The organism is Enterobacter sp. ECC-249, assembly GCF_043965265.1.
GTDB classification, from domain to species: Bacteria; Pseudomonadota; Gammaproteobacteria; order Enterobacterales; family Enterobacteriaceae; genus Enterobacter; species Enterobacter quasiroggenkampii.
In genome coordinates this window covers 18,410-35,077 of record NZ_CP143661.1, presented here as the reverse complement: position 1 = coordinate 35,077, position 16,668 = coordinate 18,410, and the positions used below count along the sequence as shown (strand labels likewise).

Below are 16,668 nucleotides of genomic sequence, written 5' to 3'. Positions count from 1 at the left end.
CGTCATCGAGATATACTTTGCCGTCTCAAAATGAGACACTCAATATATAAAAAAACCAGAGATATAGACATGTTTCGGACACTGTACATAATTAGTTTGCTCATCGTGACTTATCCGGTAAGTGCGGATATTAACGGCAGGATTGTTCGTGTGCTCGACGGGGATACCGTTGAGATTCTTGGTGAGGGGAACCAGCTGAAGCGTGTTCGTCTTGCCGGTATCGATGCGCCTGAAAAGAACCAACCCTTTGGCCAGCGTTCCAGACAGGAACTCTCATCGATGGTGACACAGCGCATCGTTACCGTCACTGGCGAGGATGAGGATCGTTACGGCCGGCTGCTTGGCACGGTGTGGCTTGGCGCGAAGGATGTGAATGCCGAACAGATCCGTAAGGGACTGGCCTGGGCATATCGGTATCACGGAAAACCTGTCCGGAGCGACTACGCAACACTGGAAGACGAAGCCCGTCGTCAGGCTACAGGTCTCTGGTCAGTCCCTGGACAGACAGAACCCTGGCGCTGGCGAAGCAAGCATCACGAGAGAGGTTCAATTAGCGACGCCCCCTGATTCCGCACGTTGCCGACCGCAGGGGAAACTGGATGCCAGGTGAATGCCTCAGCAGGCACCGCCCCCTGTTTGGCCGTCCTGCCCGCCTCGTCACCACTGAGACTTTCGCGTAGCCATTCGCGCGCGGCATCCGGCGTCAGCACCAGAGGACGACGATCGTGGATATCGATAAGCCCCTTGTCCGCTGCTGCCGTGACAATAACAAAGCCTTCCCCGTCATCCCTCAGACCAAACGGTCGTGCGCCAATGGCAGCCATGAATACGGGCTGACCGTCCCTGCGGTAAATGAAATACGGCTGTTTTTTGTTCCTCTGACGTACCCATTCATACCACCCGTCAGCAAACACAACGGCGCGGCAGCGTTCCCACAGCGGACGAAACATACGTCCCTCAGCTGCGGTTTCAACACGGGCATTAATCAGGGGCGCTTTGTGCCACCACTCTGGGGAATACCCCCACAGAACAGGTTCGAGCTGCAGCTGATCATTGCTTTCACTGAGCAACAGTACCCGGGTCCCCGGCGCCACGTTGTAGCGTCCGATAGGCTCCGGTACTGCAGAAAACCCGGCATCAACCTCACCGGCCAGATAAGCCAGGTATTCAGCGCGGGTCTGTGACTGAGAAAAACGTCCACACATAAGCGTTTCCTGCCGTTAAAGGGTAAGTATAGGAAAAATGGGAAGCATGGATTGTTTAACGGCAACGGCACAACGATCCGGACAGGGAAGGCAAAAGCAGGAAGGAACGGGACGTCTAAATAGTGTATTCTTTTTATCAGGTTAAAGGAGACGTGAATGACAGAGAACAACCAGGAACTTATCGCGGCAGGATTTACCAGTAAGGAAATAGCGAGAATCAAACGTCACCAGGCGACGGGGGACTCGCTGGAAAAGGTGCTGAAGGATCTGGCCGGCTATTTCCTGTCGGTAGCCTGGATCTCCGGCGGGATGGTCATCATCACCCTGCTCACCGCGATTTTTGGCAGCGCCAGCCATGTTATCTCCTGCGTGGTTGCCGTCGTCTTTCTGCTGATTGTGTTGCTTCTGGTGATGCCGGTCAGACTTGGCTATAAATCATGGAAGCTGATGAGATCACATATCAGCGACTCCGGTCATCACGGGTAAGGAGTTCCAGTACCACCTTTGCACTGACCCCCCATCCCAGAACCTTCATCGTCAGTTTGCCCGGAGACATGGTTTCCACCTTGCGGTAATAGTCTCCGGGAAGATAACGGAAAAGACGCCAGGCCTCAGCTTTCCCGGTCAGACCAAACACACCATAAACGCTGGCTGCAAGCGTGGTTGCATTAAAAATCCCCAGCCCGACATCGCGGCTGAAACCCATAAACTCCGCTACGGACATGGCGCCGTCCGCCAGGATCCCCTCTGAAGCAGGTTCATTCAGGAGCTGACGGGCTGCTTCCCGTGATACCGTATTAAGGGCATCACCGACCAGAACGGCACCGGCAAGCATTCCAGCTGGTGTCATGGTGGCGATCATAACACCGCCAAACACAGCCTGTACGCCGGCCAGAACGACCTTAATGCCGGATATGAAGTATCCGACAATTTTATTCTGCTCTGTTACGTACTGTATTTCAGCGTAGATCCGGGCATAACCGGTTTTCAGCATACGCGACTGTTCAAGTAGAAACTCATTTTCAGCCCTGAGGTTCTTCAGGCAGGAAATGCACTCTTCATCATTTCTTGCTCTCCTTGCCGCGTCAAACTGTTGCATGACAACCTGTCTGATTTCATCCACAAATTTCAGACGGGTCAGTGAATCACTGAGGTGCATGGCCGCGACGGTATTTGCGGTATTAACAAGCTTTCGGGCTTCCAGATTGATCATTGTATCAGCCCACTGGCGCCGGCTCTGACCGGGAAAAAGCGCGATATCCATTACATATTCCTTATCTGTCGTCAGGACGAGAAGTCATTAGCCTGCCTGCCTCAAATATTGCAGCTGCACGCCAGGACTTCACGTCTTCAGTTTTCTTACCGTCAACATACCAGTAGAGCCCGTCGGTACTTATTCGCTCAAAAAGAAAAGACATATCCCACACGTGTTCAGGGATTAACGTTCCTTCACCCGCCAGAATACCGGCCGTGATGGAGTGATTACCTCCCCGAACAAAACCAATGCGCCAGGGCAGCCAGAGTTCAACATAATGGTTAGTACGATCCTGCTGCCATACTCTTCCTTTTGCCGTACCAATCCGGGACACATTATCGATATAACGGGAAAGACTCCACGGCCAGGGAAGAACCATATCGGAGGCCAGAGAAAGCGGGTAATCTTCTGGATTAACTTCTCCCGCCTTCATACTGCTATAGTCCTGAACCTCTGTGATGGCATTAAAGAAAAATTCCCCGGGTGTCAAATCCGGACGGGCATCGGTTCCTTCTTCTGCCACCGCGAGCAGGAAATCACTCTGCAAAGGGCGGACCATAGCGCGAATTAAATCCGGCAAAGCCTGGACCGGCAGAGAAGACGCAACCGACAGCAGATGTTCAAAATTATTCTTAGCCGTGGTGAGCCTGCTGTACTTTCTGTTCCCTTTCCAGAACACAATTCTTCTCCCGGTATTCACTCAGCCAGCTATGCCAGTCGTCAGATCCGTACTCGATTTTGTCAATAATAGCCACTGCACTGGTATCAAATATCACGGTAGTTGTACCGTGAAGATAGCTGTCCGTAAATATACCTTCCCAGTCATAAACGCCCTGGATACCACAATTCAGGTAAAGGCGGATCATTTCATCTGAATCTACATGCCTGTCACCCACATAAAGCATACTCCCTTTGTAAGTGCTGTATTGAGGCTCGCGCAGGGCATGCCAGTCCCAGCCTTTACTGAGTTGGCTACTGATGCTGACTGGAAGTCCATCTCTCAGACGTGCCGCGATATCGGGCTGCTCTGCGAGCGGCAACCGGTGATTAGCGATAATCGCCCCGGTGTTCAGTTCACACCGGCAAACCAGTGGCAGTCCGGGATTTCTGTTTTTGAATAACGCATGATTGCTGGCTCCTTTAAAATTATCCGTAAACCAGCAGGCAGCGATGTTTCCGGACTCACCAGTTCCTTTGTATGCCACATCAAACTTATCAAAACGCTGTCTGGTTCCGTGAAAAAGCTGCATTGCCGGCACCTTCAGTCAGACCTTATTGAGTAGGAGGATCACATTGTTCTTAAATGTAGGAGCAGTATGCCGCCTGGCTACATGGAGGCGCCAGCGAATGTTAACTATTAAAATGAAGGCCAGTGGCGCCGTCGCCCGGCAAAGCCGGTAACGCAGCTACCAGATTCTGGTGTGAAAATGCCGAGCAGCGCGCAGGCATTCAATAAGGAGAGCATGAAAAACCTCGGGGCAGCCATCGAATGATGCCATCTACAGGGGTTAAAATAACCACCATCATTTCATAACAATACCTGCTGACTATGAAGATCTACGTCATCAAAATAGCAGTTCATGGAGTCAGTCCGATGGTCTGGCGTCGGCTGAGAATTGCTGCCGACACGTCACTGGCCGCGCTTCACTTCATTTTCCAGATAGTGCAGGGCTGGGGGGACGACCATCTCCATCAATTTCACATTTATGGCAAAGATTACGGTATCTCCTACGAAGGAGGCATCGGTTTTGTCGATAATCCGTTCCGGGTCGTGATTGATGATTTTGCTTTTGATGCTGGCGATCGCTTTACCTATGAATACAATTTCTTTGAGCACTGGCTTCATGACATTCGTGTTGAGGCCATTTATGAAAACTCTACGCTGAAAGCGCCGTTTTGTATAAGCGGCCATGGTATGCCCGGAGCCACAGCTGCGGATGAGTTCGATAAAACCCTGGCGTTTCTTGAAGCTATCGTTAATGCGGATGATGAAACAACGGTCGGCGAGATCCGCCCTTTTGCTGACGACCTGGATGCTGTCAGGTTCAACCGCCACAAAATCAACCGGCAACTGAGCAGGCTCGACCTTGCATCTCCGGTACTGGAGCCTGAAGTTATCTGGCTGGGCCGTCGTCGCTGACTGATGTCTATAAAGGTATACGTTTTCAGCATGCCTCTCAGATCCCCGAAAAAATGTCTATAAACCTCCCTAAATCAGTGTTTATGGATTATTCTTTAAATCTCTATGATGTTTAAAGACCTTCCGGAGGTTTTGCGTGCAATATGCCTACATCAGGGTAAGCTCGGCCGATCAGAATACGGCCCGTCAGGAAGAGGCATTGTCAAAGGCGGGTTTTCAGCCTGATAAAATTTGTGTTGAGCATGCCAGCGCGAAGGACACAAACCGCCCGGGGTTACAGGAACTCCTGGGGCAATTACGCCCTGGTGATACGCTTCTGGTTCATTCCATCGATCGCCTTTGCCGGAATATGTCGGATATGTGCGCTGTCACCACCCGGCTTCGTGACCAGGGCGTTACCCTTATTTTTCTGAAAGAGCAGCTGACGTTCAGCGCCGGCACAAACAATCCGATGCAGGAACTGCAGCTGCACATGATGTCGGCATTCAGCCAGTTTGAACGAGCCTTACTGAAGGAAAGGCAGGCCGACGGCATCGCCGCGAAAAAAGCACGGGGTGAAAAAACAGGGCGCCCCGGCGCCGATATCAAAAAGATCCAGGAAATTGACGCACTCAGAAGCAGAGGGGTCAGGCTCAGGATCGCCTGCGACCATGCGGGCCTTGGCGTTTCCACATATTATAAGCTTCGTCACCAGATGAACAACCAGTAGCCGGGAGATAGTCATCCACCACAGCAGGAGGCAATGATGCAACTGACGCTCCAGATAGTCATCACCGATGAATCAGGCTCCAGTCGAACGGAGGAACTGATGACAATCCAGAAATCAGGGGAGACCCGGAACGACATCGGATTATCGGTGTCAGAATCCAAGCTGTTGCTGAATACGGTCCAGCAGTCGGTGGTCCAGCTGCAGGCAGACGAATATACTCAACACCATATCCGGTGCCCTCACTGCCTTGCTGCGCGCAGAATCAAAGGCAAACAGAAAATACGGTACCGGACGCTGTTTGGCGTTATTCCGGTATCCGGGCTTCGGGTGTACCGGTGCCGTTGTGAAGAGAGTGATACAAAGACAGTCAGTTTGCTCAGCGACTGGGCCGGCGATTATTCTCACCCGGCACTGAAATATATTGAAACCCGCTGGGCCTCGATGATCTCCTATGAAATGACGACTCGTCTGCTGAAAGATATTCTGCCGGTGGGCCACAGCCTGAATGCCTCAACGGTGAGGAATCATTTATGCCAGGTGGCGCAGCGTCTTGACGCTGAGGCTGAAGCTCATTCAGGTTTTCTTTCCGGCTGCCCCCGCGACTGGGGGAACCTGCCCAGGCCAGGAAAACCGCTTGTGGTGGGTATAGATGGTGGTTATGTTCGCGATCGGGATGACAAAAAGCGTAATTTTGAAATTATTGCCGGGAAGTCTTTTTCCGTTGGTGCGCCTGCTGACACCCGCCGCTTCGGTTTTGTTCAGAAGGATGACTGTCATCCGGAACGCAGGCTCATGACCCACCTTTCAGCGCAGGGAATGCAGGCCAACCAGCAGATATTTTTTCTGTCCGACGGCGCGGATAATCTCAGGGACCTCCAGTTCGGTATGTACCCTGAGTCAACGCATGTGCTGGACTGGTTTCATATCACCATGAGGCTGAAGGTGCTCATGCAATATGCCCGGGGACTGCTGGTATCAGATCCAGAGGCGGGGAGTAAAGTTCTGGCACTGCTGGAAAGCATTAAACGATATCTCTGGCATGGCAATGTTGTCGCTGCGCTGGAACATATTGATAATTGCGTTATGTATTGCGATGACCCTGAACTCAGCTATCCTAGCCTGAAATCCCTGCAAAAACATCTGGATGAAATGTATACCTACATCCGGAATAATAAGATGATGATCCCAAACTACGGCGAAATGCGTCGGTACGGAGAGCCGGTATCAACCGCGTTTGTGGAATCCACGATCAATGAAGTGATCGCCAGACGAATGGCCAAAAAGCAGCAGATGCAGTGGAGCAGAAAAGGGGCTCATTATTTGTTACAGACCCGGACCGCCGTTTTGAATAACGAACTGCAGGATAAATTTGTCTGCTGGTATCCGGGTTTTCAAAGTGACGGGAAGGGACCAGCGATGGCAGCATAGCTCACGCTGCCCCAATATTTTTTATGCTCTCGGTCGTATGGAAGCTGGACCGCCTCGGTCGTGATCTTCGTCATCTCATTAATACAGTGCACGACCTGACCGCGAGGGGGACCGGTCTGAAAGTGCTGACCGGTCACGGGGCGACTATCGACACAACAACGGCCGCTGGCAAGCTTGTCTTCGGTATCTTTGCCGCACTGGCGGAGTTTGAGCGCGAACTGATTGCTGAAAGAACGACTGCAGGTCTGGCATCAGCAAGAGCCCGTGGGCGGAACGGCGGCCGACCTTATAAAATGACGCCAGTCAAACTGCGACTGGCAATGGCATCAATGGGACAATCAGAAACAAAGGTCAGTACGCTATGCCAGGAACTTGGGATAACCCGGCAAACTTTGTACAGGCATATTTCCCCTGTTGGTCAACTGCGGGCGGACGGGATCAAGCTGCTCAACCGTGGATAATTTGAACGGACGGAAAAATCTGGGGTTCCGGCGTAGTACCCCTATCACCTCCACATTTTTGCAACAGTGCCTTATAAATGGCAGCCTTATGTTTACTTGCCAAGATGGGCTACCATATGATGTTTTATACTGAGCAATATTAATATTATCTTTAATGGAAAAATTAAGCCCACTAAGTGACCCACTGCTATATGGCTCTATTGTGAAGACGCCTGAGGGTAAAAATTTATACATGGTTGTCCCTATGTCTATTATTGCAAGGTTGACAATATTATTCGTTTTATAAATTTGAGCGTTTAAAATCACACATCAAAGCAATTAGTCAGGATAAACAACAATACCCAGTGCTTCGAGAATCAGTTCTTGCTGCCAGGCTGCAATTTTGATACCTGATGTATCGACTTTGCGGGGATCTAAACCGTCGAGTTCGGCGTGGCATAAATTGGCACCCTGTAGGCTAAATTGCCCCCAGACATCTTCGGAAAAAACACCTCGACTTAAGTCTGACTCTTTCAGTGATGCACCCGCTAGGTTCGTTCCTATCCAGCGATTTTCAAACAACTCACATTTTTCTAAACAAACCCTCTCCATATTGGCATAGGAAAGATTACATCCAGAAATAAATGCTGAGCAAAAGTACATACGATTACTCACTTGATGGGCAAAGTTTGTTCGGGAAAAGTTGGCACCTTTTAAATCACACGCACGGAACTCTATACCGTAGCAATTGGCATTACTGAAGTTTGCCATCGCAAGTTGGCATTGTTGGAAACTTGCATCACGAAGATCTGCGACATCAAAGTGGCAGCCTTCGATATCACCCTGTTCAATGAACTTGCAGTTGACGAATGTCGTATCACGCAAGTTAGCACGTCGAAAGTCGCTGCGAATGAATGTGCAAGCGGTGAAGGTGAGATCACTTAAGTCTTTATGTGAAAAGTTGTGGTGCCGATATGTATGATTGTAGGTTTCCATGAGTACTCCTTGTTGAAAGGAGGGCTAGACTACCATTATACATATGCCAAGACATTAAAATAAAAGCCTGTTACATCAACACATTACAACCCCTCAATTTACCTGTTTTAAGTGGTCAAATTGGCGCGTAGAGCGCCTATCGCTCTTGCATTGGCACGCGGCCCTGTTGAAAAAAGTTATTCGCTTTAGATAGGGTTAGGAGAGCCGTGCTTCGCCGGTAAAAAATCGGACTATCCGACGCAGGGCGGACTCATCGGCGGAGAAGCAAACTTTGACTATATCTCCCTACACTTGGAAGAGGGCTAGACTGGCCCCATAGATCACCAGACACTTCGACTCTCTTAAAATAAGAGGTAGTCTTGGAACTATGTTTAATACCAGTCAGAACGATAAGATGGTTGAAGTGTTATCAGGACCTGAGCGGCGTCGGCGTCGTACACCGCAGGAAAAAATTGCCATTATTCAGCAGACTATGGAGCCCGGTATGACCGTGTCTCATGTCGCGCGCCTGCATGGCATCAATGCAAACCAGATATTCAAATGGCGCAAGCAATATTAAGACGGTTCACTGACGGCTGTTGCATCGGGCGAGGAAGTGGTGCCGGCCTCCGAACTCGCTGCCGCCAATAAGCAAATTCGCGAACTCCAGCGCCTTCTGGGCAAAAAGACGATGGAAGCCGAGATACTCAAAGAGGCCGTGGAGTTCGGCCGGGCAAAAAAATGGATTGCGCATGCGCCCTCGTTGCCTGGGAACGACGAATAAGCGACGTTTGCAGAAGTCTTGGCGTGTCGCGTGCGCAGTTGAGCATTCGGGTTCACCGGCCATCTGACTGACAGGATCGCAGACGGCAGCCCCGTTCTGACGATACCACCGTATTGTCCCGGATAAACATGGCGGTGGCTGACCTGCCGACGTATGGTTATCGCCGTGTGTGGGCGCTGCTGCGACGGGAGTCGGAGCGGGACGGCCTGCCTGTGGTTAATGCAAAGCGGGTGTATCGCATTATGAGAACGCATAATCTGCTTCTTGAACGTAAACCCGCTGATCCTTGCCGTAAGCGGGCCCATAAGGGGCGCGTAGCAGTAGCGGAAAGTAACCGGCGCTGGTGCTCAGATGGCTTTGAGTTCCGCTGTGATAATGGCGAAAAGCTGCGGGTGACCTTCGCGCAGGACTGCTGCGACAGGGAGATCATTGACTGGGCAGCGAGCACCGGAGGCTATGACAAAGAAACGGTGCAGGATGTCATGCTGGGTGCGGTGGAAAAACGCTTCGGAAGGCAGTTGCCAACAGTGCCGGCGTTCGCCCGGTTGCTGGGACTGGAGCCTTGTACGACAGCAGTGCGAAGCCCGGAAAGCAATGGCATAGCAGAAAGCTTCGTGATGACGATAAAACGGGACTACATCAGCATCATGCCGAAACCGGACAGCGAGGCAGCGGTGATGAATCTGGCGGTGGCGTTCAGTCATTACAACGAACATCATCCGCATAGTGCACTGGGATATCGCTCACCACGGGAATATATACGCAGGAAGTTATCGCAACCGTAAGAGAGCAAAAACGTCTGGATATATAGGGTCAAATCCACTGTAAATATATTACCAGTTCTTAATTACTGAATCTCCGATCCCTGCAATATGCTCGTTGAGTTCATTCATAGATGAATGAGTATTTGTAATATACAGGACTACTATACGAGATGGCTTGCCTCCGGGGCCCAACAGTGCAACGATGCCCCGAGATCCGTGATCACCTGCTCCTGTTTTATCCGCTATCATCCAGCCAGCTGGCAGTACAGAGCGGAACAGAGGCCCGCCGACTTTATCTTCCTGCATCCAGCTTATTAATTTTTTTCGAGATTTTTCTGTAAGTACACTTTCGTTTAACAATTTTTGTAGCGTTTGAGCCATCGCTGCCGGAGTGGTGGTATCACGCTCATCGCCAGGCTTCGCCTCATTAAGGCTGGGTTCGTGTCGATCAAGCCTTGTATAACTATCACCAGTGCTACGCAGAAAATGAGTTAATCCCTCCGGCCCGCCAATAGTTGATAGCAATAAATTTGCAGCAGTGTTATCACTGGTGGTAATGGCAGCATTGCATAACTCAGAAACCGTCATTCCATCTGCAATGTGCTGACTGGTTAGTGGAGAATAGTCGTCCAGGTCATGCTTATTATAGGTAATTCGGCGTTCAAGTTGTTCAAGCCCTTTATCAACACGTACTAATATTGCTCCACATAACAAAACTTTGAATGTGCTCATCATAGGAAAACGTTCTTCACGGCGATGACTACTCAGAACCTTCCCGGATAAAAAGTCTATTTCAGTAAAACCAACCCGACCTTTGATATGGTCTTCTGTGCTTTGTATTGTATCAGTAACATTGACTGGTGTAGATAATGCTGGAGTACACATTCCAGCCAGTAAAGAGATTATAATAAGGCGGATCTTTTTCATATTAATATCCTTTTTAAAATTAAGTTAAGTAATAATAGATAAATAATGAGTAAACAGGCTCTGTTCAGCCGGACTGTCGGTGTACCACCGGAGCACGTAAAGCATCCGGTGCAATCTTCAGCCGGGTAAGCACCGGACCGATAATCTGGCCGAAGACAGGCGCCGCCACTGAGCCACCAAAATGCTGTCCCGCTTTGGGATTGTTAATAACCACAACCAGTGCCACTTCAGGACGGCTCGCCGGCGCGACGCCTGCCGTATAGGTAATATGCCCCCCGTCATATTTTCCACCGGCACCTAACTTCTCTGCGGTTCCGGTTTTTATTGCCAGACGGTAGCCCGGTACAGCTGCCCTTACGCCACTTCCGCCGGGTAACACATCACTTTCCATCATTCTGATTACAGCATCGGCAAGCTTCGGGTCCGCCACCTGCTCACCGTACACCGGCGCGGATAACCGTGTAACGGATAACGGATGATAAACGCCACAGGCCCCGAGAGTGGCATAGGCTCTGGCTAACTGGAGCGGGGTTACCCGGAGGCCGTAGCCAAAAGCGAAGGTGGCGCGCTCAATATCAGCCCATCGATGGCGACTGAACGGAAAGTAACCAGTACTTTCACCGGGAAGGCCCAGCCCTGTCGGTTTTCCCAGCCCGAAGGATGAATACGTTTTTACCAGCGCATCCGAAGGCATCGCCAGGGCAATATGTGAAACTCCGGTATCACTGGATTTCTGAAGTATGCCGGTCGGCGTCAGCGCCGGCCAGTATCCCACGTCCCGGATAAGATGGCCGTCAACCCTGAACGGCCTTGTGTCAAGAAGCGTGCTGCTGCTGATAATATGGCGGCGCAGGCCTTCAAGAATGACGAAGGGTTTAACCGTTGAACCCGGCTCAAAGCTGTCATTAATCGCCACGTTACGCATTTCAGCGGAAGTGGCACCGGAAAAACGGTTGGGATTAAACGACGGATAGGATGCCATAGCCAGAATTTCGCCGGTGTTTACGCTGACAAGCACCGCAGCGCCTGACTGGGCGTGATGTTGCTCGACCCCCTCCCTTAACCGGCTGTAAACAATATACTGAAGCACACTGTCAATACTCAGCCTGATCGCCGGTGCAGTTTCCGGAGCGTCATACTGGATCACGCTGATGACGCCCCCCCTGGCGTTTTTGCGTATTTTTTTCACCCCGAAGTCCTTTCTCAGAACGGTGTTAAAGCTCTGCTCAATACCACTCAGCCCTCTATTTTCGGCACCGGTCACACCAATGAGCGAGGCTGATGCCTCACCCAGCGGATAGTAGCGATTTTCATTGTATTTCTGACTTATGCCCGGCAGATGCAGCTGTGACACGGCCCTGGACAATGACAGGGGCGACTTTTTCTTCAGAAACAGGAATTCCTTGTCCGAATTATCTTGAATAGTTCTGCGAAGTTCCTCAGGCGTGATATCCAGCAAGTCGGCCAGAAAAGCCCATCTGGCTTCCGCGAAGTCCGGATGAGCGGCAGCGATGCGTTTTGGATCAGCAATGATGTCACGTGCCGGCACGCTCATGGCGAGAACAACGCCGTAACGATCGGTCAGGGTTCCGCGCTGTGCTGGCAGTGCAAGTGTCCGTACGGATCGACGGTCAGCCGCATTTTCCAGGACAGCGTGGTCAAAAAGCTGAAGTCCGGTGAGCCTGGCAACCAGCACGATAAAGATTAATGCGATACCGGCAAGAAGAATATTATATCTGACGTTGCTGAATCCCTTCTCAGGTGATGACGGGCGAATACTTTGTTTATTTTTCATCGCGGAGTTTTTTATCATTTTCGCTGGAGTCTGCTCCCCTTGCAGCAGGCTGCCTTACAGAGCCTCATGCTGCAGGGGAGCAGAAAAAATCGACGCCAGAAGCGGTATATTCAGTGCAGGTGTAATTCTGCGTGGAACCGGGTTCTGGCGAAAACCGGCCATATTTCCGCTCACAGCGCCCGGTCTTTTGCTGAGTCAGATGCTGCCAGCCGACCCGTTATGAAGCCGGACTGACGCGTTCCCCGTGAGCTGCTTTTAACAGGAGCGGGATAAGGCTGTTCGTTTCACGCGTTAAGGTTGAGAACATATCCAGATCCACTTTTGTCACAGAGACAAAGATCCCCGTTTTCTCGCCGGGCACCAGAACCATATAACTCATAAAACCGCCGCCGCCGCCGGTTTTTTGGATCATTACCGGGGAGTCAACCGAAGGCCGGATAAAGACCCAGCCCATTCCCAGCCCCTGCGCTTTCCCGGCTAAATCCAGACCCGTAATGGATTTAAGTTGCTGTCTCTGTACATACATGGCCTGCTGAACGGCCCTGAGCGCTGGCTTATCAGAATGACGGATATTCAACAGATGCTGCATCCAGCTCGCCATGTCCCTTGCGGTGGAATACATCCCGCCGTTGCCGGCGGCTGCCGTCGTGTCCGTGCAGGGACCGGCAGGATCGATGCCAGAGCCTTCCATGAGCCGCTGACACTGAGCCCCGTCAGGCTGGGTGGTGGTGTCTTTCATACCCAGCGGGCCCGTCACATTTTCCCGCATAAGCTGCAGGTAGGGTTTTTTACCGGCAGCTTCCATAGCATCGGCCAGCAGATCGTATCCGACATTAGAGTACTGCGCCTGTTCCCACGGCGCGGTCAGGGTCGGCTTCTGATTCAGCCAGCGCCAGCGGGCAGGCCTGTCCGGCCAAGTGAACGGAGCTGCGCCGGCAGGAGCCTGGCCCGGGATAAGCCGCGGCAGCCCGCTGGTATGTGTGGCAAGCGAAAGCAGGGTAACGGGATTTCCATGGCTCACCTCAGGGACCGTCATCCCCGGGGGAGCATATTTCTGAAGCGGGTCGGTCAGCCCGAGCGCTCCCTTATCGGCAAGCTTAACCAGCAGCTCTGAGGCCAGAATTTTTGACATAGAGCCGACCCTAAGCAGCGAGTCGGGCGTAGGGCTGGTATGGTTGCCTTTAGCCGTTTCACCATAGGCGTGATACGTCACCTGACCATTCTGAATAATGGCCATGACCATAGCCGGAGGATTAGTGTCATGAAATATCTGTGCAGACTTCTCAGCAATTTGCTGCTCGGTGGTCAGCTGGCCAGCATTGACATAACTGGCGGCCAGCAGAGTGGCCACGGCCAGAAACAGTGATTTTCTCTTCATCCGGAATTACCTTAAAGATGTTTTTTAGCGAGCTGAGTACCGAAAGACTATTGAATGCTTTTGGATGTATTCAAAATGTTGTTTCGCAGGCAAACGCGAATGATACTCAGACAGAAATAAAAAGTTAAAATACGGTTTAATTAATATTCAGTGGCGCAATAAATTAATAACAAATATGGCTCACCGGTCAGGTGAGCGGGATTATGTTGATAATCCGGAATGCTGGCAAACAATAAGAATTTGTATTAATTTAAAGAAAATCTAAAGGATGTGCTATGCGAAAAAACCCTCCCCTGAAAGCCCTCAAATCTTTTGAAGCTGCCGCCAGGCACCTCAGCTTTACCCGGGCCGCGAAAGAGCTGTTCGTTACCCCAGCCGCCGTCAGCCAGCAAATAAGAATTCTTGAGGAGCGTCTGGGTATCACGCTTTTCAGACGACAGTCCCGCAGCCTGGAGCTCACAGAGGAAGCCGCGATCCTCTATGACGGACTGCACGAAGCGTTCCGGACTATAGAAAATATTTATCATCAGTTTGAAGGCGGGGAATATAAGGAAGTCCTGACGCTGGGCTGTGTAGGCACGTTTGCCCTTGGCTGGCTTGAGGCCAGGCTGGGGCGTTTCCAGACGCTTCACCCCCATGTGGATGTCCGTCTGCGTATTAACAATAATATCGTCAATATTGCTGCAGAGGGGCTCGATCTGGCTATCAGGTTTGGTACCGGGATATGGCCCTCAACCAATAATGAAAAAATATTCGACGCGCCGTTTGGCGTGCTGTGCGACCCAGAAATGGCCGGACGGCTTCGTGCACCCCGGGATTTGCTGAACGAAAGGCTGCTTCGTTCTTACCGGATGAATGAATGGGAAGACTGGTTTCGTGAGGCCGGGGAGGACGTCGCCGGCATCAGCGGTACGGTCTATGACTCGTCAGGACTGATGATCCAGACCGTCATACATACCGGCGGCGCGGCGCTGGTTCCCCTGAATATGTTTACACGGGAGCTCACATCCGGGCAGGTTGTGCAGCCCTTCGAAACGGTTGTCAATGCCGGCAGCTACTGGCTGACATATTCAAAATCCAGAATCATACGCCCCGTAGTCAGAACCTTCAGGGCCTGGCTTCTCAACGAAGCTCATAGTGATTAAACTATCGGTCAGACAAGTCTTTTATTGTACCACGGGAGAAAAATCCTTAACGTGCCTCCCCAGAATACACCATCAAACAGTCCGGTGAGCCCACCCATCAGCATGCAAAAACTCGCTGACGCCGCAAGACCGGGCTGCAGGAAGATGGCTGAAGTAAGAATGAATTTTGTACAAAAAGTAATAACAATCATTCCCAGCGTCAGCGGCGTCCCGGCCCTGATAACCCTGCCCGGGTTGCCTGAATCCTGCAGGGGAGGTTGTGATCCCCACATCCAGTAGCCGAGTGCTCCTCCCGCGAGTAATCCTGCGATCATCATGGTGAGACTTACCCCTGCCCTTTCTGTTTCAGTCATAATTCCGTAGCCTCCCCAGACAAGAAACACTACCGGGAGCAAAAAAAGCCGTCCGGTTTTCATTTCCCTGTCATAAAGGGCGGTAAAACCACGACGAAGTAAAAAAGCCAGCAGGAGCCAGACCCAGATCGGTACATGACTGAAAAATTCAGACAGGTTCATGGTTTTTCCTTTCCGTTTATTGATGATTACATTTAGCCGTAGAGAATTGCTCCAGCGTTTTACTTGATTGACCCCAGGTTATTTTCCTTTTTTTGTGCCCGGACGGAGGAGATTATTCAACCTGCGCTGTTGCCATGACTTAAGCCGATCGTGAATAACAAACACCCTCAGCCCCCTGAACATAACAAGGCTGCCCCATATGGCGGTCACAACGAGGGACCAGTAGCTTTCCGGAGTCAGCAGATAGTTGATAACCATCATTGCGGTACATGTCAGAAGAGCCGTTGCGAGTATCCGCCAGAACGTCATTTCCCGGGCAACCTGGGCTCTGGCATCACTGATACGTTCATCCAGCGCGTTGACGGCATCCCCGTCCTCTTCCGAGAGCTCAGATACGCTGACGTCAAGGCACTGTTGCAAATAGTCGGTGGTGATAAACTTATCATCCCCTTTTGCTGATGGAGCTGCACATGAACCCATTCAAAGGCCGGCATTTTCAGCGTGACATCATTCTGTGGGCCGTACGCTGGTACTGCAAATACGGCATCAGTTACCGTGAGCTGCAGGAGATGCTGGCTGAACGCGGAGTGAATGTCGATCACTCCACGATTTACCGCTGGGTTCAGCGTTATGCGCCTGAAATGGAAAAACGGCTGCGCTGGTACTGGCGTAACCCTTCCGATCTTTGCCCGTGGCACATGGATGAAACCTACGTGAAGGTCAATGGCCGCTGGGCGTATCTGTACCGGGCCGTCGACAGCCGGGGCCGCACTGTCGATTTTTATATCTCCTCCCGTCGTAACAGCAAAGCTGCATACCGGTTTCTGGGTAAAATCCTCAACAACGTGAAGAAGTGGCAGATCCCGCGATTCATCAACACGGATAAAGCGCCCGCCTATGGTCGCGCGCTTGCTCTGCTCAAACGCGAAGGCCGGTGCCCGTCTGACGTTGAACACCGACAGATTAAGTACCGGAACAACGTGATTGAATGCGATCATGGCAAACTGAAACGGATAATCGGCGCCACGCTGGGATTTAAATCCATGAAGACGGCTTACGCCACCATCAAAGGTATTGAGGTGATGCGTGCACTACGCAAAGGCCAGGCCTCAGCATTTTATTATGGTGATCCCCTGGGCGAAATGCGCCTGGTAAGCAGAGTTTTTGAAATGTAAGGCCTTTGAATAAGACAAAAGGCTGCCTCATCG

The 16,668-nt window shown here is 51.3% G+C and carries 17 protein-coding genes and 2 pseudogenes; 9 read left to right on the top strand and 10 right to left on the bottom strand.

Annotated features, from left to right (window positions below):
* Positions 1–69 precede the first annotated feature (69 nt).
* A complete protein-coding gene (locus V1587_RS21800; RefSeq protein WP_022650044.1) occupies positions 70–567 on the top strand; it encodes a thermonuclease family protein in 498 nt (165 codons plus the stop codon).
* Here the strand turns inward: V1587_RS21800 and V1587_RS21795 are convergent.
* On the bottom strand, positions 534–1,205 hold the full coding sequence (locus V1587_RS21795) for an SOS response-associated peptidase (protein WP_012477572.1): 672 nt from the start codon (positions 1,203–1,205) through the stop codon (positions 534–536). The genes V1587_RS21800 and V1587_RS21795 overlap by 34 nt on opposite strands.
* Positions 1,206–1,361: 156 nt before the next feature.
* Between V1587_RS21795 and V1587_RS21790 the strand changes: the two genes are divergently transcribed.
* Positions 1,362–1,691 carry a hypothetical protein gene (locus V1587_RS21790; RefSeq protein ID WP_012477573.1) on the top strand — a complete coding sequence of 110 codons (330 nt, stop codon included), beginning with the start codon at positions 1,362–1,364 and terminating at the stop codon, positions 1,689–1,691.
* On the opposite strand, the gene V1587_RS21785 is transcribed toward V1587_RS21790, so the two are convergent.
* Genes V1587_RS21785 through V1587_RS21775 form a run of 3 tightly spaced genes read right to left on the bottom strand, consistent with a single transcriptional unit; the run spans position 1,666 to position 3,710 of the window.
* A complete protein-coding gene (locus V1587_RS21785; protein WP_022650045.1) occupies positions 1,666–2,469 on the bottom strand; it encodes a DUF4225 domain-containing protein in 804 nt (267 codons plus the stop codon). The genes V1587_RS21790 and V1587_RS21785 overlap by 26 nt on opposite strands.
* 10 nt (positions 2,470–2,479) lie before the next feature.
* On the bottom strand, positions 2,480–3,142 hold the full coding sequence (locus V1587_RS21780) for a DUF6710 family protein (RefSeq protein ID WP_032623594.1): 663 nt from the start codon (positions 3,140–3,142) through the stop codon (positions 2,480–2,482).
* Positions 3,093–3,710: a hypothetical protein gene (locus tag V1587_RS21775; protein ID WP_022650047.1), complete on the bottom strand. Its 618-nt coding sequence runs from the start codon at positions 3,708–3,710 to the stop codon at positions 3,093–3,095. The genes V1587_RS21780 and V1587_RS21775 overlap by 50 nt, the downstream gene beginning before the upstream one ends.
* Before the next feature lie 344 nt (positions 3,711–4,054).
* On the opposite strand from V1587_RS21775, the gene V1587_RS21770 reads away from it, so the two are divergent.
* The 4 genes and pseudogenes from V1587_RS21770 to V1587_RS21755 form a co-directional block, all read left to right on the top strand.
* The gene (locus V1587_RS21770; RefSeq protein ID WP_001493763.1) at positions 4,055–4,600 is read left to right on the top strand and encodes a plasmid pRiA4b ORF-3 family protein; all 546 of its coding nucleotides are present in this window, start codon (positions 4,055–4,057) and stop codon (positions 4,598–4,600) included.
* A gap of 136 nt (positions 4,601–4,736) precedes the next feature.
* A complete protein-coding gene (locus V1587_RS21765) occupies positions 4,737–5,309 on the top strand; it encodes a recombinase family protein (RefSeq protein WP_001493762.1) in 573 nt (190 codons plus the stop codon).
* A 36-nt stretch (positions 5,310–5,345) separates the two neighbouring features.
* Positions 5,346–6,737 (top strand): ISKra4-like element ISKpn19 family transposase, encoded by a 1,392-nt coding sequence (locus V1587_RS21760; RefSeq protein ID WP_001493761.1) that lies wholly within the window; start codon positions 5,346–5,348, stop codon positions 6,735–6,737.
* A gap of 32 nt (positions 6,738–6,769) precedes the next feature.
* Positions 6,770–7,198 (top strand): annotated as a pseudogene (locus tag V1587_RS21755) (recombinase family protein); the annotation flags it as partial.
* A 318-nt stretch (positions 7,199–7,516) separates the two neighbouring features.
* Here the strand turns inward: V1587_RS21755 and V1587_RS21750 are convergent.
* Positions 7,517–8,173 (bottom strand): quinolone resistance pentapeptide repeat protein QnrS1, encoded by a 657-nt coding sequence (locus V1587_RS21750; RefSeq protein ID WP_001516695.1) that lies wholly within the window; start codon positions 8,171–8,173, stop codon positions 7,517–7,519.
* 394 nt (positions 8,174–8,567) lie between these two features.
* On the opposite strand from V1587_RS21750, the pseudogene V1587_RS21745 reads away from it, so the two are divergent.
* Positions 8,568–9,721, top strand: a pseudogene (locus V1587_RS21745) (IS3 family transposase).
* Between the two features lie 48 nt (positions 9,722–9,769).
* Here the strand turns inward: V1587_RS21745 and V1587_RS21740 are convergent.
* From V1587_RS21740 to ampH, 3 genes are all read right to left on the bottom strand, one after another.
* The gene (locus V1587_RS21740; RefSeq protein WP_012477595.1) at positions 9,770–10,627 is read right to left on the bottom strand and encodes a class A beta-lactamase LAP-2; all 858 of its coding nucleotides are present in this window, start codon (positions 10,625–10,627) and stop codon (positions 9,770–9,772) included.
* Positions 10,628–10,691: 64 nt separating this feature from the next.
* Positions 10,692–12,422: a penicillin-binding transpeptidase domain-containing protein gene (locus V1587_RS21735; protein WP_032623598.1), complete on the bottom strand. Its 1,731-nt coding sequence runs from the start codon at positions 12,420–12,422 to the stop codon at positions 10,692–10,694.
* Positions 12,423–12,639: 217 nt separating this feature from the next.
* A complete protein-coding gene (ampH, locus tag V1587_RS21730) occupies positions 12,640–13,800 on the bottom strand; it encodes a D-alanyl-D-alanine-carboxypeptidase/endopeptidase AmpH (protein ID WP_032635084.1) in 1,161 nt (386 codons plus the stop codon).
* 275 nt (positions 13,801–14,075) lie between these two features.
* Between ampH and V1587_RS21725 the strand changes: the two genes are divergently transcribed.
* Complete coding sequence (locus tag V1587_RS21725) at positions 14,076–14,945, top strand: LysR family transcriptional regulator (protein WP_022650051.1); 870 nt, start codon at positions 14,076–14,078, stop codon at positions 14,943–14,945.
* Positions 14,946–14,953: 8 nt separating this feature from the next.
* Here the strand turns inward: V1587_RS21725 and V1587_RS21720 are convergent, their stop codons facing one another.
* Complete coding sequence (locus tag V1587_RS21720) at positions 14,954–15,460, bottom strand: DUF6622 family protein (RefSeq protein ID WP_022650052.1); 507 nt, start codon at positions 15,458–15,460, stop codon at positions 14,954–14,956.
* 78 nt (positions 15,461–15,538) lie between these two features.
* Positions 15,539–15,940, bottom strand: a complete 402-nt coding sequence (locus V1587_RS21715) for a 2TM domain-containing protein (protein ID WP_395263699.1) — start codon at positions 15,938–15,940, stop codon at positions 15,539–15,541.
* Between V1587_RS21715 and V1587_RS21710 the strand changes: the two genes are divergently transcribed.
* Positions 15,931–16,635, top strand: coding sequence for an IS6-like element IS26 family transposase (locus V1587_RS21710; protein WP_001067834.1), 705 nt, complete (start codon positions 15,931–15,933; stop codon positions 16,633–16,635). The genes V1587_RS21715 and V1587_RS21710 overlap by 10 nt on opposite strands.
* Positions 16,636–16,668 lie beyond the last annotated feature (33 nt).

Bases quoted from the DNA above. Each gene is read 5' to 3' on its own strand.
- V1587_RS21800 (WP_022650044.1), top strand. From the start codon at position 70: ATGTTTCGGACACTGTACATAATTAGTTTGCTCATCGTGACTTATCCG.
- V1587_RS21795 (WP_012477572.1), bottom strand. From the start codon at position 1,205: ATGTGTGGACGTTTTTCTCAGTCACAGACCCGCGCTGAATACCTGGCT.
- V1587_RS21790 (WP_012477573.1), top strand. From the start codon at position 1,362: ATGACAGAGAACAACCAGGAACTTATCGCGGCAGGATTTACCAGTAAG.
- V1587_RS21785 (WP_022650045.1), bottom strand. From the start codon at position 2,469: ATGGATATCGCGCTTTTTCCCGGTCAGAGCCGGCGCCAGTGGGCTGAT.
- V1587_RS21775 (WP_022650047.1), bottom strand. From the start codon at position 3,710: ATGCAGCTTTTTCACGGAACCAGACAGCGTTTTGATAAGTTTGATGTG.
- V1587_RS21770 (WP_001493763.1), top strand. From the start codon at position 4,055: ATGGTCTGGCGTCGGCTGAGAATTGCTGCCGACACGTCACTGGCCGCG.
- V1587_RS21760 (WP_001493761.1), top strand. From the start codon at position 5,346: ATGCAACTGACGCTCCAGATAGTCATCACCGATGAATCAGGCTCCAGT.
- V1587_RS21750 (WP_001516695.1), bottom strand. From the start codon at position 8,173: ATGGAAACCTACAATCATACATATCGGCACCACAACTTTTCACATAAA.
- V1587_RS21740 (WP_012477595.1), bottom strand. From the start codon at position 10,627: ATGAAAAAGATCCGCCTTATTATAATCTCTTTACTGGCTGGAATGTGT.
- V1587_RS21735 (WP_032623598.1), bottom strand. From the start codon at position 12,422: ATGAAAAATAAACAAAGTATTCGCCCGTCATCACCTGAGAAGGGATTC.
- ampH (WP_032635084.1), bottom strand. From the start codon at position 13,800: ATGAAGAGAAAATCACTGTTTCTGGCCGTGGCCACTCTGCTGGCCGCC.
- V1587_RS21725 (WP_022650051.1), top strand. From the start codon at position 14,076: ATGCGAAAAAACCCTCCCCTGAAAGCCCTCAAATCTTTTGAAGCTGCC.
- V1587_RS21720 (WP_022650052.1), bottom strand. From the start codon at position 15,460: ATGAACCTGTCTGAATTTTTCAGTCATGTACCGATCTGGGTCTGGCTC.
- V1587_RS21710 (WP_001067834.1), top strand. From the start codon at position 15,931: ATGAACCCATTCAAAGGCCGGCATTTTCAGCGTGACATCATTCTGTGG.
- V1587_RS21715 (WP_395263699.1), bottom strand. From the start codon at position 15,940: ATGGGTTCATGTGCAGCTCCATCAGCAAAAGGGGATGATAAGTTTATC.